The sequence below is a fragment of the Rhodoferax saidenbachensis genome, assembly GCF_001955715.1.
Taxonomy (GTDB): domain Bacteria; phylum Pseudomonadota; class Gammaproteobacteria; order Burkholderiales; family Burkholderiaceae_C; genus Allorhodoferax; species Allorhodoferax saidenbachensis.
The window spans coordinates 3,754,392-3,778,066 of record NZ_CP019239.1 but is presented as its reverse complement, the minus strand read 5'-3'; the positions used below and the strand labels follow the sequence as shown (position 1 = coordinate 3,778,066).

The window sequence follows — 23,675 nt, the reverse complement described above, 5'->3', positions numbered from 1 at the left end:
GCTACTCAAAACTTCTCATGCGGCTGCAGGTAGCGCCACTGCCCCACCGGCAGGTTACCAAGCATGACCTTGCCCACGCGCACACGTTTGAGGCCCACCACCTTCAGGCCGACCAGTTCACACATGCGGCGGATCTGGCGTTTCTTGCCTTCGGTCAGCACAAAGCGCAGTTGCTCGGGGTTTTGCCACTCGACCTTGGCCGGCTTGAGCGGCTGGTCGTCCAGGCGCAGGCCGTGGCGCAGGCGGGCCAGCATGGCGGGGGGGAAGACGGACTGCACATCGCTGGTGATGGGGTCGTCATCGTCCAGGCGGATCAGTTGCTGTACCTTGCCGCCCGATGACAGTCCGGGGTAGGTGGCCGCAGGCGAGTTTGCGGCCGCTGGGTTTTCCACACCGGTATAGGCCACCCGCACCAGGTATTCCTTTTCCATCACCGAGTCTTCACCAATGAGCTGGCGTGCCACGCGGCCGTCCTGGGTGAGCACCAGCAGGCCCGTGGAATCAATGTCCAGACGCCCGGCCGGAACCAGGCTTTTGAGTTGGCTGCCGTGGAAGAAGAAACGCGCGTTGTCTTCGGCCCAGCGGTTTTGGGGCTGGATCAGTTTGATCGCGGGCTCGTGGCCGTCTTCGGCCTGGCCGCTGACGATGCCCAGCGGCTTGTTGAGCAGAATCGTCACCTGATTCGCCTGCTGGCCCTGGGCCTGTTTGTCGATCTCGATGCGCACATCGGGCGTGACCTGCATGCCCATCTCAGCCACTTTGCCATTGACCTTGACCCAGCCCTTGCCAATCCATTCATCCGCCTCACGGCGCGAGGCCAGGCCCAGCTCGGCCATGCGTTTGTTCAGACGCATGGTGCCGTTCGCACCGTGCGCCGACGTGTTGGCCTGTCCGGCGGGAATCGGCGCTTTATTGGGCGGAGGCGCGGCGCGGCGGAACGTGGGGGGCGGTTTCTGGTCGGTCATTTGCTATAGATTTGTGAGCTGCTTGCGCATATTTTACGGGGGCTTGAGGTCCATTTGATGCCTAAATAAAGCCTGTGCCGGGCCGGGCGGCCAAAGTACCGCTTTTGCCCAGACGCTATAGTCAACTCTCCCCCTGCCTGGCCGGGGGCCAACATCGGCATTTCTTGGGCGTGGAGGTCAGGTTTGAAGATCCTTGTGGTGGAAGACGAGGCCAGCATCCGTGACAACTTGGCACTGTTGCTGCGCATGGAAGGGTTTGAGCTGGTCGAAGCCGCCAATGGCGTCATGGGCCTGGCATTGGCGCGCCAGGAGATGCCCGACCTGATCCTGTCCGACGTGATGATGCCCGAGTTGGACGGTTATGGTTTTCTGGAAGCCCTGCGCGCCGATCCGCAAACCGCGGCCATCCCCTTCATCTTCCTGACCGCGCGCTCCGAGCGCGCCGACCGGCGCCGGGGTATGAACCTGGGCGCCGACGACTACCTGGGCAAACCATTTACGCGCGACGAAGTGCTGGAAGCCGTGCAGGCCCGTATCAAACGGGTGCAGACGCTGGAAAAGACCAACCCCAAGCCGATCGCTGGCAGCGCCACGGCGGCGGGTGCTACGCCCATCAAGGGTTACAAGGTCCTGCGCCGTCTGGGCGCGGGCGGCATGTCAGAAGTATTCCTGGCCGTGCGCGAGGCCGATGGCCTGGAAGTGGCGCTCAAGCTGCTGGACACGCGCCAGCACCAAGACCCCAGCCTGCTGCAGCGCTTCATCCAGGAGTACGCGCTGCTGGAACAGATCAACCACCCCAACGTGGCGCGCATCTTTGACCACGGATTTACCGATGAACATGCCTTTATCACCATGGAGTACTTCGCCCATGGCGACATCAAGCGCCGCATTGCTGCCGGGTTGTCGCCGTTTGAGGCGCTCTCCATCGCGCTGCAGGTCGCGTTTGCGCTGTCGCAAATCCATGCGCTGGACATCGTGCACCGCGACGTGAAGCCCGACAACCTGATGCTGCGCGCCGACGGCAGCGTGGCGCTGATCGATTTTGGCGTGGCCAAACATGTGGGCCAGGACCTGGAGCAGACGCAGCAGGGTGACATCGTCGGTTCGCCCTACTACCTGAGTCCCGAGCAGGCCGCCGGCCGACCGGTCAGCCCGGCCAGCGATATCTACAGCCTGGGCGTGATTTTTTTCGAGATGGTGTCGGGCAAGCGCCCCTACGCGGCCGACCACATGGAAGCCCTGCTGTACCAGCACGTGCACGCGCCGCCACCGCGCTTTGAGCCCAAGTTTTCAGAGTTCCAGATCCTGTTGGACAAGATGATGCACAAGGACCCGTTGCAGCGCTTCCTCAGCGCGCAGGCCGTGGCCGACTTCATCGCCCACGGCTGGCCCACCATCCTGCGGCTCATGGATGCCAAGTCCTTGCAACACGGTGTCAAGCCGGCGTGATGCTATTGAATTAATAGCTGCTTGCGCAGTATTCATGGGGCGTTAGCCCCATTTTCATGCCCCAAACCGACTGACACGCGGTCACTCGCAACTACCCGCCATTCGCATGGAGCGGGAAGTCGGACCAAGCCTCCCAACACTCAGACGGGCAAAGACCTGCAACCAGCAGGTTTTTCCTCGCAGGCATAAAATTACCAGTGAGTCACATTTTGTACGCATTGGTGTATTTTGGTACTTAACAATCTTATTTATTCAAGAGTATTCCAATGAACCATGCCAAAAACCTCTCCTCCCTGGCCGCCTTGGGTGACAAGACCTTGTTGGTAGCTATCGGTGGAAGCTGTGTCGCCGCAATACTGCTGGGCTTGCAGTTTGTGGACTCTGGGCTGGCGATAGGGGTCTCGCTGGTGCTGCTCGCTGTAGCGGGCGTCGCCTTCCTCTTTGCCCCTGGGACGCTGGTGTGCCGCTATGTGTTGACCTTCGTGCTGGTTGCGTTCGTGGCTTTGCACATCCAACTGGCGCGGGGCATGCTGGAACTCCATTTCGGCGTGTTTGTGGTGCTGGCGTTTCTGTTGGTGTATCTCGATTGGCGCGTGATCGTCTTCGGTGCGGCGATGTTTGCTGTGCACCACTTTGCGTTTGACCGGCTCCAGGCGGCGGGGCTGGGGTTTTATTGCACCACCGAGCCCGACTTCTTGCGCATCGTTTTGCATGCGGTCTATGTGGTCATTCAGTCCGGTGTGGAAGTTGTGCTGGCCGTTCAGATGAGCCGTTTCGCCCGCGAAGGCGAAGAGCTCAGCCGACTTGTCGCTGCGGTCAACCAACAAGAGACGATCGTTTTGGGTGTTGCCGCCATACCAACGGCCACGCCGGGCGGCCAAGCCCTGAAGGCGACGTTGGAGCGAATGGGGGCCGTGGTTGCCAGCGTTCGTGCGAGCGCCTCGGCTGTCGATGTATCTTGCGCCGAGATCGCGAGTGGCAATCAGGACTTGAGCGACCGGACCGAGCAGACGGCCAGCAATGTGCAGCAGGTGGCTGCGCAGATGGCTGAATTGAGCGAGACAGTGAGCCAGTCGACAGCGCATGCCAAGCAAGCCAGTGAACTCGCGTCGCAGGCCAGAGCCGTGGCGCAAGACGGAGGTCGGGTGGTCGCCCAGGTGGTCGACACGATGCAAGGCATCAATGCCTCCTCACGCAAGATTTCCGACATCATTGGTGTGATTGATGGCATCGCCTTTCAGACCAATATTCTTGCGCTCAATGCCGCCGTGGAAGCTGCACGTGCGGGTGAACAAGGGCGTGGATTTGCGGTGGTCGCCAGCGAGGTGCGCAGCCTCGCGGGGCGAAGCGCACAAGCGGCCAAAGAAATCAAAAATCTGATTGGCGACAGCGTGCAACGTGTCGAAATGGGTGCGCATCTGGTGGCACAGGCGGGCAGCACGATGACGGAAGTCGTGGGCAGTATTGGCCGCGTAGCGGACATCGTGCACGCGATCAGTACGGCCAGTTCCCAACAGGTGTCGCGTGTTGCAGAGGTAGGCAACGCTGTTGCAGACATTGATTTGGCCACGCAACAAAATGCGGCGCTGGTAGAGGAAATGGCTTCCGTCGCCGGGACGTTGCAAGACAAGTCCAAGGCGCTTGTGCATACTGTCAGCGTATTCCAATGATGGCAAGTGCACGCGCAATCTGAAAGATAGAGAGTCAACATGCTGATCAAAAAAGCCGCCAGCCCTGTGAGCGTCAACCCCACCTTTCCTATTGGCTTCTCACCATTGGTTGGTACAGAACGCGATTGCGAGGATTGCGGCAAGGCCGAACGCGTGGGCTTCGATTTTGAATATGCCTACCAGCCCATCGTGGATATCACGACCAGGAAGGTATTTGCCCATGAGGCCCTGGTGCGTGGGCCGGCCGGCGAGGGGGCACTGTCCGTGCTGTCCAAGGTCAATGAGCAAAATCGCTACCGCTTTGATCAGGCCTGCCGGGTCAAAGCGATCAAGGGCGCCAGCCAGTTGGGTATCGAGGAATACATCTCTATCAACTTCCTGCCCAACGCCATCTACAAGCCGGAACTCTGCATACGCACGACGCTGGCGGCTGCACGCACGCACGGGTTTCCCGTGGAGCGCATCATCTTCGAAGTCACGGAAGGCGAACGGGTCGACGACGGACCCTGGTTTGCGGAAATTCTGCGTGAGTACAAGCGTTGTGGCTTCAAAACCGCCATCGACGACTTTGGTGCCGGTTACGCAGGCATGAAGTTGTTGTCCGACTTTCAGCCGGACATCATCAAGATTGATATGGACCTGATTCGCAATGTCGATACCGACAGGCCACGCCAGGCCATCGTGCGCAGCCTCGTGCAACTGTGCAAAGAGATGGAGATCAAAGTCATCGCAGAAGGCATTGAAACGGTGGGGGAGCGCGATTTCCTGCGGGATGCTGGCATCCACCTCATGCAAGGCTATTTGTTCGCCAAGCCGGCTTTTCGTGCCATGGCCACGATAGACCCCGTGGTGTTTTCCTAGCCGCGGCACTGCCAAGGGCCGCTTGCCGGTCTCAACGCTAAATGGCGGCGGGAATGGCCTCCCGCATCATGGCCACGAAGCGCAGCAACCTGGACGGATAAAACTGCGCATGCGGATAGGTCAGGTACACCGGCAGTGCGGCCGCCTGCCATTGCGGCGTGAGGTGCACGAGGTTACCTGTGGCAATGTCGTCAGCGAGCAGCCATGCCGAGCCCACACAGGCACCCAGACCCAGTAGGGCTGCGCTGCGCATGGCGTACAGGCTGTCGGTACTGACACGCGGGCGAATGGCAAACCGCGTCGTCTCCCCGGTGGCCAGGTGTGTGAGTGCCACTTCATTGCGGTAGTAGGTTTTCAAGGCTAGCCAGGGCAACGCCGCCAGGTCTGCCGCATGTCGGGGTGTCTTGCCGCCCAGCACCGACGGCGCTGCCACCACGTAACGCGGGACTTCTGCCAGCTTGATGGCCACAATGCCTGGGTCGGTGGGTTCGCCCACCTGGATGGCGCAATCAATGCCTGCGGTGATGTAGTCATGCACCTCGTCGCGTAGCAGCCATTCCACCGTCACGCGCGGGTGCGCTGCCAGATAGCGGGCCAGCGGCGCTACAAATTTCTCCTGGCCAAAAGCGTGTGGCACGGCGATGCGCAGCTTGCCTTGCGGCTCCTGTTGGGTGCCGCGCAGATCGGCTTCAAACGCAGCCCAACTGGCCAGTAAGTCGCGCGCGCGCTCCAGGCAGCGCTCGCCGTCTACCGTGAGCCGCATGCCGTGGGTGGAGCGCTGCAGCAGGCGCACGCTCAGCAGTCGCTCTAGTGCTTGCAAGCGCCGGCTGACGGTGGGTTGTGTGGCGTTCATCTGGACCGCCGCGGCAGAGAGGCTGCCCGCTTCCACGATACGCACAAACGTGGCCATCAGTTGCAAAGTCACCCCGAAATCTGCTGCCAGAGGGTCAGTCAGCGGGGTGAGCGGGGACTTCGTCAAAGGGCGTGGCGCTGATTTTGTCATGCGTTAAATGTATAACAAATATGTGTGGCTTGCTACTACACGGTTCCCTTATGGAATTGCAGAATTCATCCACTAACTCACGAAAGTTCAAGATGAATTCCATTCCCAGCATGCATACAACGAATGATGGCCGCAGTGCGCCATCGGCCGCCGCACCGGCAGGGCCCGGACTCTCCAGGCCGCTGGTGTTTTTGCTCGCAGCCGGTGCCGGCTTGAGTGTGGCCTCGCTGTACTACAGCCAGCCCATGCTGGCGGTGCTGGGTGCAGACATCGGCGCGTCAACCCGCGAAGCCGGTTGGGTGCCCACGCTCACACAGTTGGGTTACGCGCTGGGTATCTTGCTGCTGGCGCCGCTGGGGGACCGGTTTGACCGCCGCCGCATCATTCTGGGCAAGGCCGCGCTGCTGGTCATGGCGTTGCTGCTGGCGGCGGTGGCACCGTCTATTCACGTGTTGCTGGTGGCCAGTCTGGCGATCGGCATGACAGCCACGATGGCCCAGGACATCGTCCCCGCCGCCGCAACGCTTGCGCCAGAAGCACACCGCGGCAAGGTGGTGGGCACGGTGATGACCGGGCTGTTGCTGGGCATTTTGCTGTCACGCGTGGTCAGTGGTTTTGTCGCAGAACACTTCAACTGGCGCACCATGTTTATCGCCGCCGCCGCCAGCGTGGCTGTCATTGGGGCAGCGGCCTGGCGTGGCCTGCCGAGCTTCAAGCCCACTACCCAACTGGCCTATGGCGCCTTGCTGGGGTCTCTGGGCAAGCTGTGGCAACAGCATGCCGGCTTGCGCCGCGCGGCTTTGGCCCAGGGCTTGTTGTCCGTCGGGTTCAGCGCCTTCTGGTCCACGCTGGCCGTGATGCTGCATTCGGAATTTCAGCTGGGCAGCACAGCCGCTGGTGCATTTGGCTTGGCCGGTGCTGCTGGCGCGTTGGCCGCGCCGCTGGCGGGGCGATTGGCCGACAAACGTGGCCCGGAATTGGTGACACGTCTGGGTGCGGGTCTGGCCATGGTGTCGTTCGCAGCGCTGGTGTTGGCCCAACTGGTTCCACCGCAAGCCCAATTGGTCCTGCTGGTGGTGTGTGCGGTCGGGTTTGATCTGGGCGTGCAGGCCGCGCTGATTGCGCACCAGACCATCGTGTACGGCATTGAACCCGCCGCGCGCAGCCGACTCAATGCCGTGCTGATGGTGGGCATGTTCATCGGCATGGCGACAGGCGCTGCGCTGGGCAGCCTGCTGCTGGCGCAATGGGGCTGGGCTGCGGTGATGCTGCTCGCCACTGCTGCATCGCTGGCGGCCCTGGGTGTGCGTATGTGGCGGTAGGGGCGTGCACTCCAAGATATTGCACTTGAAATATTTCCCGGCTACCCCGTAATAGGCACGAAACCTCTAGCGCTCACATTCCACCTGTCATACGCAAAGGCGGTTTTCGGCGCTTTGTATGACAGCCATTGATCGGGGGCGTTCCATGAAGTTCCAAAAGCCTGTTTCCAGAGAATCTGCGGAGTGGCTCGCGTTTGCCGCAGTCGTCCTGCTTGGTTGTGCACTCAGTGTTTTTGCGGTCCTCTCGGAGCGCAACTTCATTCTGAAGAACGAACACAACCGTCTTGAAGCCCAAGCGCGGATCGTTGACGAGAACCTGCGCCGCCAACTGGCCGGCGTGCGCAGTGCGCTGGACAGCATACGCAAGGCCCATCTGGAAAATAGTCCTGGTGCAACCGGCCTGTCCATCCAGGCGCTGCGTAACGCGATGCCCGGGGTGCGCGCACTCGCACTGCTCGACAAAAATGGGCACATCCTCCAATCCAGCGACGAGATGCAGGACAGCCACCTCGACGACGCCGATTTTCTGCGCAGCATCAGCAAGATGCGGGATGCCGGGACTGTCTATGTCTCGCGCCCCTACGAGAACACACCGGGCACTTCCAATATCAAGTTGTCCATGAAGGTGGAATCCCCCCCGGGCGACACCCCCGGCGTGGCAACCGCCATTCTCAACCCGGCCTATTTCGATGTGGTGATGCAGTCGGTCATCTACGCGCCGGATATGTGGAGCTCCATTTCACAACGCGATGGGTTTGTGGTGCTTTTTGTACCGCCTTCACTGCGGCCTGGTGCAGCCATCCCAGGCCTGAGTGTTGTGCCGGACGACAGCAGGATGGTTGTCCAGCGCACCATTGATGCGACGCAGGCCAATCTGGACAAAGAGCTGGTTGTTGCCGTCAGCAGAAGCTACCAGGAGATCAGCAAACCGTGGATTCGTCTGGCCATCGAATTGGCATCGCTCTGGTGTGTGTTTGTCCTGATCGTAGGCCCCAGCATATGGTTGTTGCAGGTGAAGCGCCGCTCCCTGTCCGTACTGACGGAAAAACGGGCCAAGGATGCTGCCGAAAATGCTGAACGCATGGAGCTTGCGCTGGCGGGTGCGCGTCTGGGCTTGTGGGACCAGGCCTTGCCCAGCGGGCTGCTGCAGGTCGATGAACGCGCTGCAAGCATTCTGGGCCACGTGGATGGCCAGCCCCGGACGATCCTCAACTGGCGGGATGAAATCCACCCGGATGACCTGGACAATGTCGTGCTGGCGTTCGATCGGCACCTGAGCGGCGAAACGCCGCGTTACGAAGCGGAGTACCGCCTGCGCCATGTCAACGGGTGCTGGGTCTGGGTTCAGGCGCGGGGAAAAATTGTTGAACGGGACAGGCAGGGTCGGCCTGTGCGCATACTGGGTACCCGCGCGGACATCAGCGCATCCAAGCGCCATGAGAGTGAGATACAGCAGCTTGCGTTCTACGACGGTTTGACCGGGCTGCCCAATCGGCGCCTGCTGATGGACAGGATCAGCCGTGCGGTCAATCTGTCCCACAGAAACCGCCAAGCCGGTGCAATCATGTTTATAGACCTCGACAATTTCAAGGACCTGAACGACACACTGGGACATGACAAGGGCGATCTGCTGCTGGCCCAGGTGGCCGCGCGTTTGCTGGAAGTGACCCGTAAGACCGACACAGTGGCACGCTTGGGTGGCGATGAATTTGTCGTCCTTCTGGAAGAGCTGGGTGCGAGTGATTCCTCAGTGAGCGAACGTGCGGAGCAGATCGGCCAGAACATTGTGCAGCGCCTGTCCACGCCTTACCTGCTGAGCGGCCATGAGGTGTACAGCACGCCCAGTGTCGGCGTTGCCATGTTCGGTGCGGACACCGAGAGCATTGATGACCTGATGAAACAGGCTGATCTGGCCATGTACGAGGCCAAGGCCGCCGGGCGCAACGCACTGCGCCTGTTCAGTCCGCAGATGCAGACGCAGGCGGCCGCCAGTGTGGCGCTTGAGCGGGACTTGCGGGGCGCCATTGCCCGCAACGAACTGCACTTGCACTACCAGCCGATTGTGGATGCCGACAGAACCATGACCGGCGTGGAAGCGCTGGTGCGCTGGAACCATCCACGCCACGGACCGGTGTCGCCCGCAGAGTTCATTCCGCTGGCCGAGAAGTCCGGGTTGATCCTGCAAATCGGCCAATGGGTCATGGAGCAGGCCTGCGAGCAGATCCGTCTGTGGGGCGCGCGGCCAGAGTCCAGGCGCTTGACGGTCTCGGTCAACATCAGTGCCCGGCAGATGCGCCAGCCCGACTTTGTGGGGCAGGTCATCTCCGTGCTGAGCAGCAGTGGCGCCAATCCCTTCCGGCTGCGGTTTGAGTTGACCGAGAGCATGTTGTTCAGCGACACCGAAGACGTCATCGAAAAAATGAACGACCTCAAGGCGATGGGCGTGGGCTTCTCACTGGACGATTTCGGGACCGGGTATTCGTCGCTCAGTTATTTGAAGCGGCTTCCGTTGGACCAGCTCAAGATCGACCAGTCCTTCATCCGTGAGGCGCTCACCCACACGAGTGATGCCACGATTGCCAAAGCCATTGTGGGCCTGGCACACAGCCTGGGCATGCTCGTGGTGGCCGAAGGGGTTGAAACGGAAGCCCAGCACACGTTCCTGGCGCAAAGCCACTGTGACAGTTTTCAGGGGTACCTCTACGCCCCGCCTTGTTCGGCCGAGAGGATTACAGCGCTGCTAAACACGCAGGGTCTGGATCAGGTCCACTGAAGCAGCGGCCGGTTGCCCCGCGGCACACCGGTTGTTGCACTTCCGCCATCAACTCAGAATGTCGACATCGGTATCGAAAAGGTAGCCAGCACCCCGTTCCGTCTTGATGTAGCGGGGCTCAGCGGCGTTCTCCTCAATTTTTCTGCGCAGCCTCAGTATCGAAACATCAATGGAGCGGTCATAGACTTCTGCACCGTGCAAACGCGACAGTTCCAGAAGCCGGTCTCTGGACAAGACCCGCCGTGGTGCTTCACAGAATGCCAGCAGTAGATTGAACTCGCCGTTGCTCAATTCCACGCGTTCCCCGTTGGGGGTGGTGAGCCGCCGCAACAGCACGTTCAACTCCCAGCCTGCGAAGCGATAGGCCCGCCGTTTGGTCTCGGAAGTGGCATGGGAGAGCTCCGTCGGATTGAGCTGGTAGCGGCGCAACACCGCGCGTATTCTGGCCAGCAGTTCACGGTTGCTGAAGGGTTTGGTGACGTAATCGTCGGCGGCCATCTCCAGGCCCATGACGCGGTCCGCTTCTTCCTGCCTTCCTGTGATGATGATGACCGGGATCGCACTTTTTTCACGCAGTCCGCGGGCCAGTTGCATGCCATCTTCGCCATTCAGGCGCAGATCTATCACCACCAGGTCGACGACAGATTCATCCAGCGCCTTCTTCATCGCATCCCCGTTGGCCACTGCAGTGACCCGCAGCTCGTTGTCGCCGAGGTATTCCTCCAGCAGTTCCCGCAAGGCGGGGTCATCGTCAACGACAAGAATGTGTGGCTTCATGGGATCGAAAGAAATAGGGCGACAGGCACGTGTCAGGGGGCTGTTAATTTTCCTTGGCGAATGTAACATCGCCGTCCCGCGCGTTCACCGCCACCACGCGCTGCAGCGCATCGGCGATTTCCCCCAACTGCAGCGGTTTGTGCAGGAGCAGGTCTATTCCGCCGTCGCGTACACCTGCTTCCAGATCGGGTGTGATTTTTCCACTCATGAGAATGATAGGCACGGTTGCGCGGAGGGCGCGCAACCGTGCCGCCAGTTCGCTCCCTGACATGCCTGGCAACATCTCGTCGCTCAACACGGCATCAAATCCGTTGGGGCTGGCCTGGAAAGCCGCCAGGGCGGCTTCGGCGTTGCTGAAGCCGACGGGCTCGTAGCCCAGGCTGGCCAACAGCTCTTCGGTAAGTTCCACCAAGGCGGCTTCGTCGTCCACCACCATGACGGTCTGCCCCTGGCCCTGAGTGAGGCGCAAGGGGGATGGCGGAAAGTGGGGTACACCGCTTCCCTCGATCGGTAGCCAGATGTACATGGTCGTGCCTTTGCCGAGCGCCGATGCCACGTCAATCGCACCGCCGTGGTCCGCCACAACACCGTGCACCACGGACAGGCCCAGGCCCGTACCTTCGTTCCCTTTTTTTGTGGTGAAAAACGGGTTAAACATGGACTGCAGCACATGCGGCGCCATCCCAGGGCCGGTGTCCGTAATCTCCAGACAGACATAGGCGCCGACGGAGAGGCTGCCCAGCACCAGCGCCTTGTCTGCTGCCACGTCCTGGTGATACAGCCGCACGGTGATGGCACCCGCGTCTCCCACGGCTTGCAGCGCATTGGTGCACAGGTTAGTGGCCACCTGGTAGAGCTGGGTGGCGTCACCCATCACGGCCGCATTTCCGGCCGCCAGTTCGCTGCGCAAGCGGACACCCACTGGAATAACGGGCGAGAGCATGGAGACAGCCTCCTCCACCACGGACTGGATGTGAACCGGTGTGTGGTCCGCCACGCCGCTGCGGCTGAAGTCCAATATTCGCCGCACCAACAGGCGGGCACGGTCTCCCGCTTGCATGACGCGGCTCAGGTGCCGATGCATGTCGGTACCGGGCGGTGCCTTCTGATGCGCCATTTCGCCAAAACCCAGAATTGCCCCCAGGATGTTGTTGAAGTCATGGGCGATCCCGCCCGCCAGCGTGCCCAGGGACTCAAGGCGCTGGGTTTGTTGCAGGCGTCTTTCCAGTTCCAGTTTGGCTGCCAGCGCCTCATGCCGTTCTGTGACGTCTGCCACGGCGCAGTAGATGCGCAGTGGCCTGTTCTGCGCGTCCATAAGACTTTTGGCTCGCGCATGGATCCAGCGCCATTTATTGTCTGCATGGAGCACCCGGTACTCCACCTCGATGCAACGGGATTTTCCGGCCAGGTGCTCGTCGAGCGCCTCCTTGGTTGGGAGGCGATCCTCTTCGTGCATCGGGACGGCGGCAATGAGTTCACGAATGGTGGATATGGGTTCGCCGGTTGCCAGTCCGTGCAGCGTGCGCCACTTTTCCGACAGAAAAATGCTATCGCTCTTGATGTTCCATTCTGCGTGTCCGCTATTGGCCGCGTCCATGGTCATGGCGTAACGCTCCTCACTCTCTCGCAGCGCCTGTTCGCCAAGCGAAACTTTACGAAGCTGGCGCAGCAGCCCATGGATCGTGAAGATGATGAGGAGTGACAACAAGGTGGTACGGATCGCCGCGCTGCGCATCTCCGTTACCCAGGGCGCCAGTGCATCCGCTTCGTCGCGCGTGATGGCAATGATCAGTGGGTGGTTGCCGACGGGCAATGCGGCGACAAATTTGGCTCTGCCGTCCAGGGGGCTGATGACGCGGTCGACCGCATCACCGCTTTTGAAGAGTGCGAGTTCCGGAAATTTTGCATCGTTCTTCAACCCCGGAATGACGGGATTGCGCGCCACCAGGGTTCCATCGTCCAGTGTTAGCAGCAGCGAGCTGCCTTCGTTCATCTGGAAGGTCGAGTACATGTCCCGAAACTCATCCAGGGTCACGATGGCGGTGACTACTCCGGCAAAGCCGCCTTTGGCGTCGTTGAGTCGCCGCGACATGACGAGTGCAGGGAGCGCCTCCGAGCGGGTGACGATGGGCTCATTGATGTATAGGCCACTGAATTGAGCGTCCCGCTGTGTTGTGAAATACGGGCGGTCCGCCACATTGGTCAGAGGTCTCCCCGTATCCCGTGAGCGATACCTCTGCATCCCCTGGGCATCCACAATGGTCAGCACACTCACCTGGCCCAAACCAGTGACGCGTGCGGAGAGCGCCTGTTCGATCTCGGTGGGTGTCGCTTTGAGTGCTGCATCCTGGTACCAGACGGCGGTATCCATCAGCAGCAGGTCCACGCTTTGGAAATTGCGGTTGGCTTCGCTGGACAGGGCCCGCGCCAGATTGCCCAGCGCCCGGTAGTTCCAGGCCTTCAGTTGCTCATGCAACTGCCAACTGTCGTAAACCGCCGAGCCCACCAGCGCAGAAATGACCAGCGCGCCGATCGCGATGATGCGCAGGCGCAAGTGTTGGCCGCCTTGGGTTCTAGTGGGCATGTGCGAGTGCTTTTGACACAGCGTCTAAGAGTTCAGTGCTGGACAGTGGTTTTGCCAGCAAAGCCTCTACACCGAGCGACTTTGCCGTTTCGGAGCGGCGCGAAAGGCTGCGCCCCAGTTGCCCGGAAAGCGCTACCACCGGAATGCCCGGAAATTTCCTGCGCAAGGCCTTGAGTTCGATGGCACCCAGGCCGCGCAGGTTCATCACGCTGGCAACAATCAGTGCAGTTTGGGTGGGTATGTGCGCCAGATCACAGCTTTCGACAACATAACCTGCAGAGTCCAGCCACTCAATCAGCAAGGCCTGCATGGCCAAATCCTCTTCAATCACCACAATTTTCGTCATAGTCCAACTCGTGTCAAGCGTCAGGCGCGCTGTCCTCATTCATTAGCGCTGACGTTTATTCCGCATCGATTTCAGGTCTGGGCTGCAGATTACATCTGTAATCAACCGCCGCTGGACGCGCGGGGCGAGGAGCCTGCTTCTCTGTGGCAGGAGACCATGCCGCCATGCCCGCGCGGCACCGAATTCACGCCTACAAGTGAAATAAAGCGCAGAAAGGCTGAAATATCGGTGAAACGGAGCGTGCGCAATATGCAGTCACCAGCCCACCCAAAGGTGACCTATGCGACAGGCTTCCGTTTTCCCGCATGCATGCCCGCAAGGGGCTGCGCAGCGCATCCGGCCCAGCGTGACACAGCCCGTCGACGCGCTGCGCGATGAAGATTTCTTGCATCTGTTGTCTGCCTATCGCGCTACAGCCGGGCTGGTGCGGGGCGGAGATATGGCCGCGAAGCCCACCGCCACGGACTACCTGCAGCTAGCCCGAAATATCGCCACGCGGCGTGTGGTGAGTTTTGTGTGGCGCGAGGAAATCTGGTTGCCTTTCTTCCAGTTCGAAGCGGGCAGCCAGAGCGTGCGGCCCGACGTGCAAATCCTGATTGATGAACTGTCTGCCGCACTGGATGGTTGGGATTTGGCGAAATGGTTTGTCGAACCCAACACCCTGCTGAACGGCAACCCGCCGTTGGCGCTGATCGCAGGGGATTTTGGATGTGTACACGGTGCAGCAAGGGCGCTGCGCTTCTTCTGCTGCGTTTGAGAGACCTTGCAACTTTTCACCTCCCACCCTGAAGGAAATCCTGTGAATCTGAACCCTCTATCCACCAGTGGCGTCACCGCCACGCCAGCCGCTGGCACCGATGGCTCGCCCTTGTCGAAATCCGAGTTCCTGGCCTTCAAGCTCGGAGAGGAGGAGTACTGCATCGACATCCTGCGCGTGCAGGAAATTCGCTCCTACGACCCGCCCACGCGCATGGCTAACGCACAGCCCTTTATCAAAGGGGTGATCAACCTGCGTGGCGTGATCGTGCCCATCATCGACATGCGCTTGATGTTTTCCATGGAACATGTGGTGTATGACGGTTTCACCGTGGTCATCGTTCTCAATGTGGGCGAACACGTCATGGGGATTGTGGTGGACGGCGTGTCCGACGTGATCACCTTTGAGCCGGACAACCTGCACCCGGCGCCCCAGTTCGCTTCCGCCATCAGCACCGAGCACGTTCTAGCGATTGGGTCCCTGGACGACCGCACTTTGATTCTTCTGGATATCGAGAAGCTGCTCATCAGCAGTACCACTGCAGTGCCAGCTGAAGTTTTGCAATAACAACACTAAATGCCCAAGGGAACAACATGAATTTCAATACGATGCGGGTCTCCAGCCGACTGGGCCTGGCCTTCAGTCTGGTAGTCGCGGTGGCGATCATTTCTGCCGCGCTGGCCATCGTCAAGCTGTCGGATATCCAGAACAACCTGCAGGAAGTGGTGCAGGTCAATAACGTCAAGACCAAGCTCAACCAGGACATGGCCGAAGCCGTGCATATTGTTTCGCGTGTGATGCGAACGGTGATCCTGCTCGACAACAAGGCCGACCGTGAGCAGGAAATGCGCAAGATCACCCAGGCGCGCGCGGAATACGACGCGGCATGGACCGCGCTGGAAGCCTTTCCGGCCAGTGAAAAGGGCAAGGCCAACCGCCTCAAAATCTCGGAGGCCAGCAAAGTCGCCCGGCCCCTGAATGACAAAGTGATCCAGTTGGCGCTGACGGGCGGAAATGAAACACAGGCGCGCGAATTGCTGATGGCTTCTGCCGGCCCAGCCGTGACCGCGTGGCAGGAGGCGCTGGACGACAACATTGCTTTGCAGGAAGCCACCAGCTTGGCGCAATACCACGATGCAGAAGCCAACTACATACAGGCGCGCACTGTGCTGCTGTCGGCCAATGCCTTGAGCGTGGCGCTGGCCATCGTGCTGGCGTGGTGGGTGACACGTTCCATCACCCACCAGTTGGGCGGAGAGCCGAGCGACGCCGCACAACTGGCCCAAAGCGTGGCCAATGGCAATCTGGCAACCACCATCCACCTGAAGGCGGGTGACCGCAGCAGCATGCTGGCACAACTCAAAGTCATGCAAGAGAGTCTGTCCAAGGTGGTGTCCTCGGTGCGTGCAGGCTCCGAAGCCGTAGCCGCTGCCAGCGCACAGATTGCTCAGGGCAATAACGACCTCTCCGGGCGCACGGAGGAACAAGCCAGTGCGCTCGAAGAAACCGCCGCCTCCATGGAAGAACTGAGTTCCACCGTCACACAAAACGCCGACAACGCCCGTCAGGCCAACCAACTGGCACAAAGCGCATCCACGGTGGCCATTCAAGGCGGCCAGGTGGTGGGCCAGGTCGTCGAGACCATGAAGGGCATCAACGAATCCAGCCGCAAGATCAGCGACATCATCAGCGTCATCGACGGCATTGCCTTCCAGACCAACATCCTGGCGTTGAACGCCGCAGTGGAAGCCGCGCGGGCGGGCGAACAAGGCCGTGGCTTTGCCGTGGTGGCCGCAGAGGTACGCTCCCTGGCCGGGCGCAGCGCCGAGGCTGCCAAAGAGATCAAATTACTCATCAACGCCAGCGTAGAGAGAGTAGAGTCTGGCAGTGCGCTGGTAGACCAGGCTGGAATGACCATGAGCGAAGTGGTCGGTGCCATCCAACGGGTGACCGATATCATGGGGGAGATCAGTGCTGCCAGCACGGAACAAAGCCAGGGTGTTGAACAGATTGGTGAAGCGGTTTCGCAGATGGACCAAGTGACACAGCAAAATGCGGCACTGGTGGAAGAAATGGCGGCGGCAGCCTCCAGCTTGAAGTCGCAGGCGCAGGAGCTGGTGAAGGTAGTGGCTACATTTGAGCTGTTGCCCGCGAGCGTCTGAACAGCTCCAGGTATTTGAAATTGTCATAAACAAATCAGTAAGGAAATCTGATGAAACTGAATAATGTGCGCGTTGGAACTCGATTGGGGGCCAGTTTTGCAGTCATCCTGCTGTTGTTGGCGACCATGCTGCTGGTCAGCATCTGGCGGCTGGAGAGCACCTCGGCGGCCGTCAAGGAAATGATGGCCACACCGCTGGCCAAGGAGCGGCTGCTGGACGAGCAACTGCGCAACGTGGCGGTGGGTGTCACCCGCGGCAAGGCCATTGCCAAGAGTGCCGACGCCTCACTGGAAGCGCTGTTCAGCGATGAAGCCAAGGCCTCTACTGCCCGTGGCAATGAAATCGTCAAGGCGCTGGCGGAGTTGCCGGTGACCGACGGTGAAAAGCCGCTGCTGGAGAAATTCAACGCTGCACGCACCGCCTACCTGGGCGCCCGCGACCCGATGATGGCGGCCAAGCGTGCCGGCAACCACGAGGAAGCCACCCGCATTTACGACACCCAGTTTGCCGTCGTCGGCCCCGCCTATGTCGCTGCGCTGAAAGCTGTGCTGGACTTCCAGCGCGCCAGCATTGACGACATGAATGCCAGCATTGCCGCAGATGCGGCCAGCGGCAAGATGCGCTTGGCGCTGCTGGGTGGCATTGCCATCCTGTTGGGCGCCGTGTTGGCCGTGATGTTGACACGCTCCATCACCCGCCCTCTGGCTTCTGCCGTGACGGCCGCGCATGACTTCGCCGAAGGCAACCTGACTACCGCACTGCAATCCGATGGCAAAGACGAACCCGCGCAACTGCTGCAAGCCATGGAAGGCATGCGCACCAGTCTGGCCCGCGTCGTCGCCAACGTGCGCACGGGCTCCGAATCGGTCGCCACCGCCAGTTCCGAAATCGCCCAAGGCAACAACGACCTGAGCGCCCGCACAGAGCAACAAGCCAGTGCGCTGGAAGAAACCGCTGCGTCCATGGAAGAGCTCAGCTCCACCGTCAAGCAAAACGCGGACAACGCGCGCCAAGCCAACCAGTTGGCCATGAGCGCATCCACCGTCGCCATCCAGGGCGGTGAAGTGGTGGGCCAGGTGGTTGAGACCATGAAGGGCATCAACGAAGCCAGCCGCAAGATCAGCGACATCATCAGTGTGATCGACGGCATTGCCTTCCAGACCAACATCCTGGCGCTGAATGCGGCCGTCGAAGCCGCCCGGGCCGGTGAACAGGGCCGCGGTTTTGCCGTGGTGGCCTCTGAAGTGCGCAGCCTGGCCGGCCGCAGCGCTGAAGCCGCCAAGGAGATCAAGACCCTGATCAGCGCCAGCGTGGACCGCGTGGAGCAAGGCACCAGTCTGGTTGACAAAGCCGGTGTGACCATGACCGAGGTGGTCAGCAGCATCAAACGTGTCACCGACATCATGGGCGAGATCAGCGCAGCCAGCAACGAACAGGCCACAGGAGTCGCACAAGTCGGCGAAGCTGTGACCCAAATGGACCAAGCCACGCAGCAGAACGCAGCGCTGGTGGAAGAGATGGCCGCCGCTGCCTCCAGCCTCAAGGGCCAGGCCAACGAGCTGGTGCAAGTGGTTGCCACCTTCAAATTGGCCCCCGGAGAGCACCGCGCCACACCGGCCGCGCAGCCCTACAAAGCATCCGCTGCAACCAGCACCTTTTCTGCCCCCAAGCCCGCCTTCAAGAAGCCGCAGCCCAGCGCCCTCAAAGCACCGGCCAAACCCGTTGCGAAACCAACGACCAAACCCCTGCCGCAGCTGGGCAGCAGCAAGCCCACGCCCAAGGCGCCCGCACCCGCCAAGGGTGGTGATGAAGACTGGGAAACGTTTTAATTAAGCGGCGTCAAGTCGCCTGAAACACCAGCCACCCAGGGGCGCATGGCGCGCTTGGGTGGTTTTTTTATGTCCGGTGAAATTTATCGGCGCCGCTCGCCGCTGCGCAGCAGCGCCAGGCCGGCTGCGGTCACCGCAACACCCACGAAGGAAACGGGCACGGCCAGATGAAACCAGGGGGCTGTCATCAGGCAGCCCAGGGCGAATATCAAGCCGACAAAGACCATCAAAAACCCGCAGGTACTCATTGTTCCGTTTCCGTTGCTGTGGATGACACGGTGCGTACCCAGCCTGCCACGGGCTGGATTGCCAAACACTTTATCGGCACCTGCGGGTTTTTCCTATCCCCCATTCGGGTGAATTTCGCGGTTTTGGGGGTGTTTAAACCCAGAAATGCGCCAGAAAACCGGCCACTTCCGAAATAGACGCTGGTGACGCGGATTGGAGGGGCCGCCGCGTGGCCCGCTGCAGGTGCGTGCAGCAACCGTGCGTGCGCGTCCGGCCACGCGTTTTTGACCCTACACTGGCACACGATGAACCCCAAAATCAAATCGGCCGAACTTGCCGCAGGCAGCTTCCCTCCGCACGGACACACCGAGTTTGAGACATTGGGAGAAATCGTCATCGCCCACACCACGGGCCCCTTCAATCTGGAAGGCATCCTGGCGCACAACCGGGCCCGGCTTGCGCTGCTGGCTGCAAATCCCATCACCACCCCCCAATGCCTGATGACCGTGTTGCGCACCAGCGTGATGATGGCCCCCGACTGCCTGGACGCTTTCCGCGCCGGCCTGCACGAAGCCTACGACGGCCGCCCCCGGCTCACCGCTGTGGCGTGGGTGCCGGATGGGCCGGTGGAAGGTTTTGAGTGGATGGAAAAAACCTACGCCGCCGCCTATGCAGAAGTCGGCATCCCCATGCGCAACTTCAGCAATCAGGAAGAGGCCATGGCGTGGCTGCGCCAGTGTCTGGCGGGTACGCCGTAGCCCTGCCTCAAAGAGGCTTCGTGCCTATCGCCTTGTTGAGCTTTGCCATCAGACTGGCTGGCACAGATTTGCTGCACAGGATGTATCGCTTCTCTACCGCAGGTACATCCGGGAACACCAGCACGCGAAAGTCCTTCAGCTTGAGCGCCGCCTGCTCCACGTAGATTTCAACCTCTTCCTGGGTGGTGACAATCAGGTCTGCCCGTCGTGCGTGGATCATCTGGACGAGGTTGGTCACATCGACGGGTACCGCCTGCACTTGCGCAGTGGGCATGCCGGCAATGATCTTGTCCATGTAGGCGCCTTGCGAGAAATTTTGTTTGATCAGCAAACGGGTTTCCGGGCGGGCAAACAGCTCCTTGGCGGTAATGCCCTGCTTGACGGGAAAGTCGGCATTGCCCAAACCCACCAGCGGCTTGTCACGGTAAATCGGCTCCGAGAACTGCGCGTATTCCATGCGCTCCGGATTTTTGTACCAGCCGGGCGAGCACAGAGGGGATTCGTCCCGTTTGAGCGTATCCAGAATGCGGTTGGCGGGGACCAACTGCCATTTGACGGGGATGCCGATCTTGGCGAACGCCTGTTCCGTAGGCGCCACCACTAGGCCGACCACTTTGCCGGTTTCCGATGTGTAGTGAAACGGCTTGCGCTCGTAATACTGCATTGTGACGACCGGCAACTCCTGTGCTGCGAGTTGGCTGGCCAAGGCGGAGCTCCAGAAAATTCCGAGCAGCAACTTGCGCAAGTTATCGGCCATATCCATCCCCGTTTGTATGTTCTGTTGGGTGTGACTTTACACACTTGGACGTACATTTTTCGTGTCGTTTGGCATTGCGCCACAAAGTAGGGACGCATTGCCATACGGCCTTGGTTTCCACTAATTGCTATCAAAAAAATAGCTGACTGCGCATGCTCTGTAATGGCTAGAGGCCTATTTGATGCCCAAATACCAATGGTGGGGGTGCGGCCTGGAGAGCTGATAGCTGGGCAATCTGCCCCGATCACCCCGCCGCATGGGGTTGTGTGCAAGCTCTGATGCTGGACAATGCCTGAATTGCCCATAATAATGCACTAAATAAAGCACTAATTACCATGGCAGCAACCCACGCAATCTATGCCCAAACGACGGTCAGCATGACGGACCTGCGGCGCAATCCCAGCGGCATTCTGGAAGACGCGGGTGATTCGCCCATTGCGGTGTTGAACCACAACAAACCCGCCGCTTACCTGCTCTCGGCCAAAGCCTATGAGGCTTTGCTGGACAGGCTTGACGACGCGGAGCTGACCAAAATTGTGAAGCAGCGGCAAGGTGGCAAACGGGTCAAGGTGACACTTGAAGCCCTATGAGCTTGAGTTTGACGAGTCCGCGCTCAAGGAGTGGCGCAAGCTCGATGGCTCTATCCAGAGTCTTTTCAAGAAGCAACTGGCCAAGCGCCTGAACGCTCCGCACGTTCCCTCCGCCCGGCTACATGGCGATCTGCAAAACACCTACAAAATCAAACTTCGCGATGCGGGGTATCGCCTGGTTTACGAAGTGATCGACCAGCGCCTGGTGGTTGTAGTCATCGCTGTGGGTCGGCGGGACCAGGACGCGGTCTATATGCAAGCTAGCAAGCGTCTTGCATCGTTGGGCGGAGTTACTCCGCAGTTGAAAACTGTGTCCCGACGCAGAGCAAAACCTGCTCGAAGTTAACTTGCCCGTTGGGCGCTGACATCGCGCAAGGCAGGCGGCGCGGCCCGCGTTCTCCGGCTCACGCTCGCGGGCGGCTGTTTTGGGCTTGTCTAGGTTTGTCCGTTAACGCGGTGGTTGGCGGGGCTGCTCTGTGGCAACCACGACTGGAGCCTTCCACCATATGCCTTCAGAATGTTTTGCACAGGAGAAATCACTCATAGCGAACGATTACGCATCACAGTATGAAGTGTTCGAGGTTACGCAGAATGACCCGCGGAAGCTCCATTAGAAGAACAAACTCGTCTTGATCTTGAATTAGGAACTCTTCGACAAATGGGTTACGAGTGCTTCGCATCAACAACTCTTCAAAATCATGGAGTACGCGCTTTGTTGTTGCGGGAGTTTTTGATGCCTCTAACTTTCCAAGTAGCGAGATGCCCTCATCGTAAATCCACGGCATCTTTTCTCTGTAAAGACTGAGCGCCATTTTTATTCCAGTTTTTGGATCTTTTGAGAAATGGATCATTTCCTCCAGCATGCCAGGATGGAATCTGCGCTTTCTTCGCTTACCTTCAGGAGGGCTTGCTCTTTCAATCCTGGACGGCAAATCCTGAAACATGATCTTTATTTCTTCGAACAGCTTGGCGGAGGAGTTTTCAATTTCCTTCACATCCACCGATGACTTTGCAGCGCCATCGGTTGATGTTCCATCCAGCCGTTTAAGAATTTCAGCAACTGCTTGGCGGAACTTGCCAACTTGAAATTTAATGGTGTCTATGTCTGGCTCCGAATTCGGAATCCTGTTGACAAGCTGAAAAACTAATTTGGTTAAAGAGTCTTCGTCACCGCCGCAGTTCTGAAACTGGGCGAATGGTCCTGAAGATGCATCTTTTAATTCGATGCCCAGCGCTACTCCTAAGATCGGTGTATCTAACTTCCCTTTGGCCATCCCCGCTTCAAACAGTATCCAGGGGCGATCAACGCTGCGCTTGGTCAGCAGACATACGACGTCGGAAGCGCCTTGTATGTTTTTGATTATTTCTGGATACCACTCCACTCCGTATTCAATACCTTGATTCCCTCGCCTATCAGACGTCCGGAAGGATTTCAAGACACCTGCGCTAACACTTTTCAGCAGATTGCTAAATGCTTCTGCCAACTCCGCGTCACGCGTGTCGTGGCTAATGAACACAAGGGGATTCGCGGATTTCGCTATTTGTTCCAATTTCTCATCTGCCATGGGGCACCTCCTTAAGTTGCTTTGTGGTCAGTGCCAAGCGGATGACCTTTATTGCTGGATTCTCGTCGTATCACGGAAGATTGGATACTCTCAGTCGATTGATTTCAAATTTCTGTCGCTCAGATCAGTCGTGAGTAGGCAGGTGGTTCGGGTATCCGGGCGCATGCCCCATTCGCGGTTGCCGCAGAGCATGCGTACCAACCAAGGTGTTGACAAGCCAACCCAAGCAAACCCAAAACATCCGCCCGCGAGCGTGGGCCGGAGAACGGATACCCGGACTACCTGCCCTGCCCACACAGAGGCCTGAAATGCAGCGCAGTCCAGTCAATCTACTATAAAAACAATAGCTGCCCGCGCAATCTCCAAAAGGGCCACAGCCCTAAAACACTCATTTCTGCGTAAACACCTGCGACCGCAGCGCCTGCGGATCGAGGATGCGCAGGCCGCCGTATTCCACGCGAATCGAGCCCTGCGCGGCCAGATTGGTCAGCGCTTCGTTCACGCGCTGGCGTGACAGGCCCACCAGGTACGCCAGCTCCTGCTGCGTGATGCGCAGCACCTCGCCCACGCCGGGGTAGAGCACCGGGTTGAACAGCGCGGCCAGGCTGCGGGCGACGCGGATGTCGGGGTTGTTGAGGCGGTCGATTTCGCGTGCGGCGATGAACTGGCCCAGGCGTTCGTTCAGCTGGTTCATCACAAAGCGGTTGAAACCGATGGAGTGGTCCAGCAGCCAGTGGAAAGTGTCCACATGCAGACCCGCCACCAGGCTCTTGCGCAGCGCCTGGATGTTGTAGCGGTAGACCTCGCGTTTCAGTGCCGTGCCCTCACCAAACCAGCCGCCCGGTGGCACGCCGGTGAAGGTCATGGTCTGGCCTTCGGCGTTGTCGGTGCTCATCTTCAAGAGGCCGTCCACCACACCAAACCAGTAGGTCACCGGGCGGCCCATGCGGCAGACAAATTCACCGGGGCTGGCCTCGGCCACCTGCAGGTCGCCCACGGCGCGTTCACGCTCGGGCGGCTCCAGCACGCGCAGCCACGGAATGGCGGCCAACTCCGCCTCTGTCAGGGGGCGGCGGCGCTGGTGCAGGGTGGCGTCGGTGGTCATATGCAGCCCATGTAAGTTGCCAATAAGCGAAGGGAAAACACCTACCGAGAAAAGCCTGAATTGTCGTCCAAACGACAACTTGACGTCAAATGCAGTCCTACTATTCGCACCCAGAGCCCAGCACGGTGACGCACCCCACGGTTGGACCCGCGAACGAAAACAAGAGACAAGTGA

General features: G+C 59.8%; 21 protein-coding genes. 12 read left to right on the top strand and 9 right to left on the bottom strand.

Going from position 1 to position 23,675, the window contains the following annotated elements; genetic code table 11:
* Positions 1 to 5 precede the first annotated feature (5 nt).
* Positions 6 to 965, bottom strand: coding sequence for a pseudouridine synthase (locus RS694_RS17985; RefSeq protein WP_029705255.1), 960 nt, complete (start codon positions 963 to 965; stop codon positions 6 to 8).
* A 183-nt stretch (positions 966 to 1,148) separates the two neighbouring features.
* Between RS694_RS17985 and RS694_RS17980 the strand changes: the two genes are divergently transcribed.
* The 3 genes from RS694_RS17980 to RS694_RS17970 all read left to right on the top strand — a co-directional run bounded on the left by RS694_RS17980 (position 1,149) and on the right by RS694_RS17970 (position 4,945).
* Positions 1,149 to 2,414, top strand: a complete 1,266-nt coding sequence (locus RS694_RS17980; RefSeq protein ID WP_051391613.1) for a protein kinase domain-containing protein — start codon at positions 1,149 to 1,151, stop codon at positions 2,412 to 2,414.
* A 266-nt stretch (positions 2,415 to 2,680) separates the two neighbouring features.
* On the top strand, positions 2,681 to 4,084 hold the full coding sequence (locus tag RS694_RS21040; RefSeq protein ID WP_029705257.1) for a methyl-accepting chemotaxis protein: 1,404 nt from the start codon (positions 2,681 to 2,683) through the stop codon (positions 4,082 to 4,084).
* A gap of 39 nt (positions 4,085 to 4,123) precedes the next feature.
* Positions 4,124 to 4,945 (top strand): EAL domain-containing protein, encoded by an 822-nt coding sequence (locus RS694_RS17970; protein ID WP_081708499.1) that lies wholly within the window; start codon positions 4,124 to 4,126, stop codon positions 4,943 to 4,945.
* Positions 4,946 to 4,982: 37 nt separating this feature from the next.
* Here RS694_RS17970 and RS694_RS17965 read toward each other — a convergent pair whose 3' ends face one another.
* A complete protein-coding gene (locus RS694_RS17965) occupies positions 4,983 to 5,855 on the bottom strand; it encodes a LysR family transcriptional regulator (RefSeq protein WP_029705260.1) in 873 nt (290 codons plus the stop codon).
* Positions 5,856 to 6,040: 185 nt separating this feature from the next.
* Between RS694_RS17965 and RS694_RS17960 the strand changes: the two genes are divergently transcribed.
* Positions 6,041 to 7,270, top strand: a complete 1,230-nt coding sequence (locus RS694_RS17960) for an MFS transporter (protein WP_029705262.1) — start codon at positions 6,041 to 6,043, stop codon at positions 7,268 to 7,270.
* Between the two features lie 145 nt (positions 7,271 to 7,415).
* Positions 7,416 to 10,043 carry a bifunctional diguanylate cyclase/phosphodiesterase gene (locus RS694_RS17955; RefSeq protein WP_076069890.1) on the top strand — a complete coding sequence of 876 codons (2,628 nt, stop codon included), beginning with the start codon at positions 7,416 to 7,418 and terminating at the stop codon, positions 10,041 to 10,043.
* Positions 10,044 to 10,091: 48 nt separating this feature from the next.
* On the opposite strand, the gene RS694_RS17950 is transcribed toward RS694_RS17955, so the two are convergent.
* The 3 genes from RS694_RS17950 to RS694_RS17940 are packed head-to-tail and all read right to left on the bottom strand — an operon-like array spanning position 10,092 to position 13,750.
* A complete protein-coding gene (locus tag RS694_RS17950; protein ID WP_029705265.1) occupies positions 10,092 to 10,820 on the bottom strand; it encodes a response regulator in 729 nt (242 codons plus the stop codon).
* 43 nt (positions 10,821 to 10,863) lie between these two features.
* A complete protein-coding gene (locus tag RS694_RS17945; protein WP_051391615.1) occupies positions 10,864 to 13,404 on the bottom strand; it encodes an ATP-binding protein in 2,541 nt (846 codons plus the stop codon).
* Entirely contained in the window at positions 13,394 to 13,750 is a 357-nt protein-coding gene (locus RS694_RS17940; protein ID WP_029705267.1) for a DNA-binding transcriptional response regulator, read from the bottom strand. Before RS694_RS17940 ends, RS694_RS17945 begins: the two co-directional genes overlap by 11 nt.
* 280 nt (positions 13,751 to 14,030) lie before the next feature.
* On the opposite strand from RS694_RS17940, the gene RS694_RS17935 reads away from it, so the two are divergent.
* Genes RS694_RS17935 through RS694_RS17920 form a run of 4 tightly spaced genes read left to right on the top strand, consistent with a single transcriptional unit; the run spans position 14,031 to position 18,498 of the window.
* On the top strand, positions 14,031 to 14,507 hold the full coding sequence (locus RS694_RS17935) for a hypothetical protein (RefSeq protein WP_029705269.1): 477 nt from the start codon (positions 14,031 to 14,033) through the stop codon (positions 14,505 to 14,507).
* Positions 14,508 to 14,555: 48 nt separating this feature from the next.
* Positions 14,556 to 15,074: a chemotaxis protein CheW gene (locus tag RS694_RS17930; RefSeq protein WP_029705271.1), complete on the top strand. Its 519-nt coding sequence runs from the start codon at positions 14,556 to 14,558 to the stop codon at positions 15,072 to 15,074.
* 26 nt (positions 15,075 to 15,100) lie between these two features.
* A complete protein-coding gene (locus tag RS694_RS17925; protein WP_076069884.1) occupies positions 15,101 to 16,669 on the top strand; it encodes a methyl-accepting chemotaxis protein in 1,569 nt (522 codons plus the stop codon).
* Between the two features lie 50 nt (positions 16,670 to 16,719).
* Positions 16,720 to 18,498 carry a methyl-accepting chemotaxis protein gene (locus RS694_RS17920; protein ID WP_029705275.1) on the top strand — a complete coding sequence of 593 codons (1,779 nt, stop codon included), beginning with the start codon at positions 16,720 to 16,722 and terminating at the stop codon, positions 18,496 to 18,498.
* A gap of 83 nt (positions 18,499 to 18,581) precedes the next feature.
* Here the strand turns inward: RS694_RS17920 and RS694_RS20560 are convergent, their stop codons facing one another.
* The gene (locus RS694_RS20560) at positions 18,582 to 18,746 is read right to left on the bottom strand and encodes a hypothetical protein (RefSeq protein ID WP_156876177.1); all 165 of its coding nucleotides are present in this window, start codon (positions 18,744 to 18,746) and stop codon (positions 18,582 to 18,584) included.
* 285 nt (positions 18,747 to 19,031) lie between these two features.
* Between RS694_RS20560 and RS694_RS17915 the strand changes: the two genes are divergently transcribed.
* Positions 19,032 to 19,484: an STAS/SEC14 domain-containing protein gene (locus tag RS694_RS17915; RefSeq protein WP_029705276.1), complete on the top strand. Its 453-nt coding sequence runs from the start codon at positions 19,032 to 19,034 to the stop codon at positions 19,482 to 19,484.
* Positions 19,485 to 19,491: 7 nt separating this feature from the next.
* Here the strand turns inward: RS694_RS17915 and RS694_RS17910 are convergent, their stop codons facing one another.
* Positions 19,492 to 20,241 (bottom strand): substrate-binding periplasmic protein, encoded by a 750-nt coding sequence (locus RS694_RS17910; RefSeq protein ID WP_161631539.1) that lies wholly within the window; start codon positions 20,239 to 20,241, stop codon positions 19,492 to 19,494.
* Between the two features lie 335 nt (positions 20,242 to 20,576).
* On the opposite strand from RS694_RS17910, the gene RS694_RS17905 reads away from it, so the two are divergent.
* Positions 20,577 to 20,831: a type II toxin-antitoxin system prevent-host-death family antitoxin gene (locus RS694_RS17905; protein ID WP_029705280.1), complete on the top strand. Its 255-nt coding sequence runs from the start codon at positions 20,577 to 20,579 to the stop codon at positions 20,829 to 20,831.
* On the top strand, positions 20,818 to 21,177 hold the full coding sequence (locus RS694_RS17900) for a type II toxin-antitoxin system RelE family toxin (RefSeq protein ID WP_076069882.1): 360 nt from the start codon (positions 20,818 to 20,820) through the stop codon (positions 21,175 to 21,177). The genes RS694_RS17905 and RS694_RS17900 overlap by 14 nt, the downstream gene beginning before the upstream one ends.
* A gap of 214 nt (positions 21,178 to 21,391) precedes the next feature.
* Here the strand turns inward: RS694_RS17900 and RS694_RS17895 are convergent, their stop codons facing one another.
* Both RS694_RS17895 and RS694_RS17890 read right to left on the bottom strand, forming a co-directional pair.
* Positions 21,392 to 22,396: a toll/interleukin-1 receptor domain-containing protein gene (locus RS694_RS17895; protein WP_051391617.1), complete on the bottom strand. Its 1,005-nt coding sequence runs from the start codon at positions 22,394 to 22,396 to the stop codon at positions 21,392 to 21,394.
* Positions 22,397 to 22,784: 388 nt separating this feature from the next.
* Positions 22,785 to 23,501 (bottom strand): Crp/Fnr family transcriptional regulator, encoded by a 717-nt coding sequence (locus RS694_RS17890; protein WP_029705286.1) that lies wholly within the window; start codon positions 23,499 to 23,501, stop codon positions 22,785 to 22,787.
* Positions 23,502 to 23,675 lie beyond the last annotated feature (174 nt).

Excerpts from the sequence above, each read along its gene's own strand:
- RS694_RS17985 (WP_029705255.1), bottom strand. The coding sequence starts at position 965 with ATGACCGACCAGAAACCGCCCCCCACGTTCCGCCGCGCCGCGCCTCCG.
- RS694_RS21040 (WP_029705257.1), top strand. The coding sequence starts at position 2,681 with ATGAACCATGCCAAAAACCTCTCCTCCCTGGCCGCCTTGGGTGACAAG.
- RS694_RS17970 (WP_081708499.1), top strand. The coding sequence starts at position 4,124 with ATGCTGATCAAAAAAGCCGCCAGCCCTGTGAGCGTCAACCCCACCTTT.
- RS694_RS17965 (WP_029705260.1), bottom strand. The coding sequence starts at position 5,855 with ATGGCCACGTTTGTGCGTATCGTGGAAGCGGGCAGCCTCTCTGCCGCG.
- RS694_RS17960 (WP_029705262.1), top strand. The coding sequence starts at position 6,041 with ATGAATTCCATTCCCAGCATGCATACAACGAATGATGGCCGCAGTGCG.
- RS694_RS17955 (WP_076069890.1), top strand. The coding sequence starts at position 7,416 with ATGAAGTTCCAAAAGCCTGTTTCCAGAGAATCTGCGGAGTGGCTCGCG.
- RS694_RS17950 (WP_029705265.1), bottom strand. The coding sequence starts at position 10,820 with ATGAAGCCACACATTCTTGTCGTTGACGATGACCCCGCCTTGCGGGAA.
- RS694_RS17945 (WP_051391615.1), bottom strand. The coding sequence starts at position 13,404 with ATGCCCACTAGAACCCAAGGCGGCCAACACTTGCGCCTGCGCATCATC.
- RS694_RS17940 (WP_029705267.1), bottom strand. The coding sequence starts at position 13,750 with ATGACGAAAATTGTGGTGATTGAAGAGGATTTGGCCATGCAGGCCTTG.
- RS694_RS17935 (WP_029705269.1), top strand. The coding sequence starts at position 14,031 with ATGCGACAGGCTTCCGTTTTCCCGCATGCATGCCCGCAAGGGGCTGCG.
- RS694_RS17925 (WP_076069884.1), top strand. The coding sequence starts at position 15,101 with ATGAATTTCAATACGATGCGGGTCTCCAGCCGACTGGGCCTGGCCTTC.
- RS694_RS17920 (WP_029705275.1), top strand. The coding sequence starts at position 16,720 with ATGAAACTGAATAATGTGCGCGTTGGAACTCGATTGGGGGCCAGTTTT.
- RS694_RS20560 (WP_156876177.1), bottom strand. The coding sequence starts at position 18,746 with ATGAGTACCTGCGGGTTTTTGATGGTCTTTGTCGGCTTGATATTCGCC.
- RS694_RS17915 (WP_029705276.1), top strand. The coding sequence starts at position 19,032 with ATGAACCCCAAAATCAAATCGGCCGAACTTGCCGCAGGCAGCTTCCCT.
- RS694_RS17910 (WP_161631539.1), bottom strand. The coding sequence starts at position 20,241 with ATGGCCGATAACTTGCGCAAGTTGCTGCTCGGAATTTTCTGGAGCTCC.
- RS694_RS17905 (WP_029705280.1), top strand. The coding sequence starts at position 20,577 with ATGGCAGCAACCCACGCAATCTATGCCCAAACGACGGTCAGCATGACG.
- RS694_RS17895 (WP_051391617.1), bottom strand. The coding sequence starts at position 22,396 with ATGGCAGATGAGAAATTGGAACAAATAGCGAAATCCGCGAATCCCCTT.
- RS694_RS17890 (WP_029705286.1), bottom strand. The coding sequence starts at position 23,501 with ATGACCACCGACGCCACCCTGCACCAGCGCCGCCGCCCCCTGACAGAG.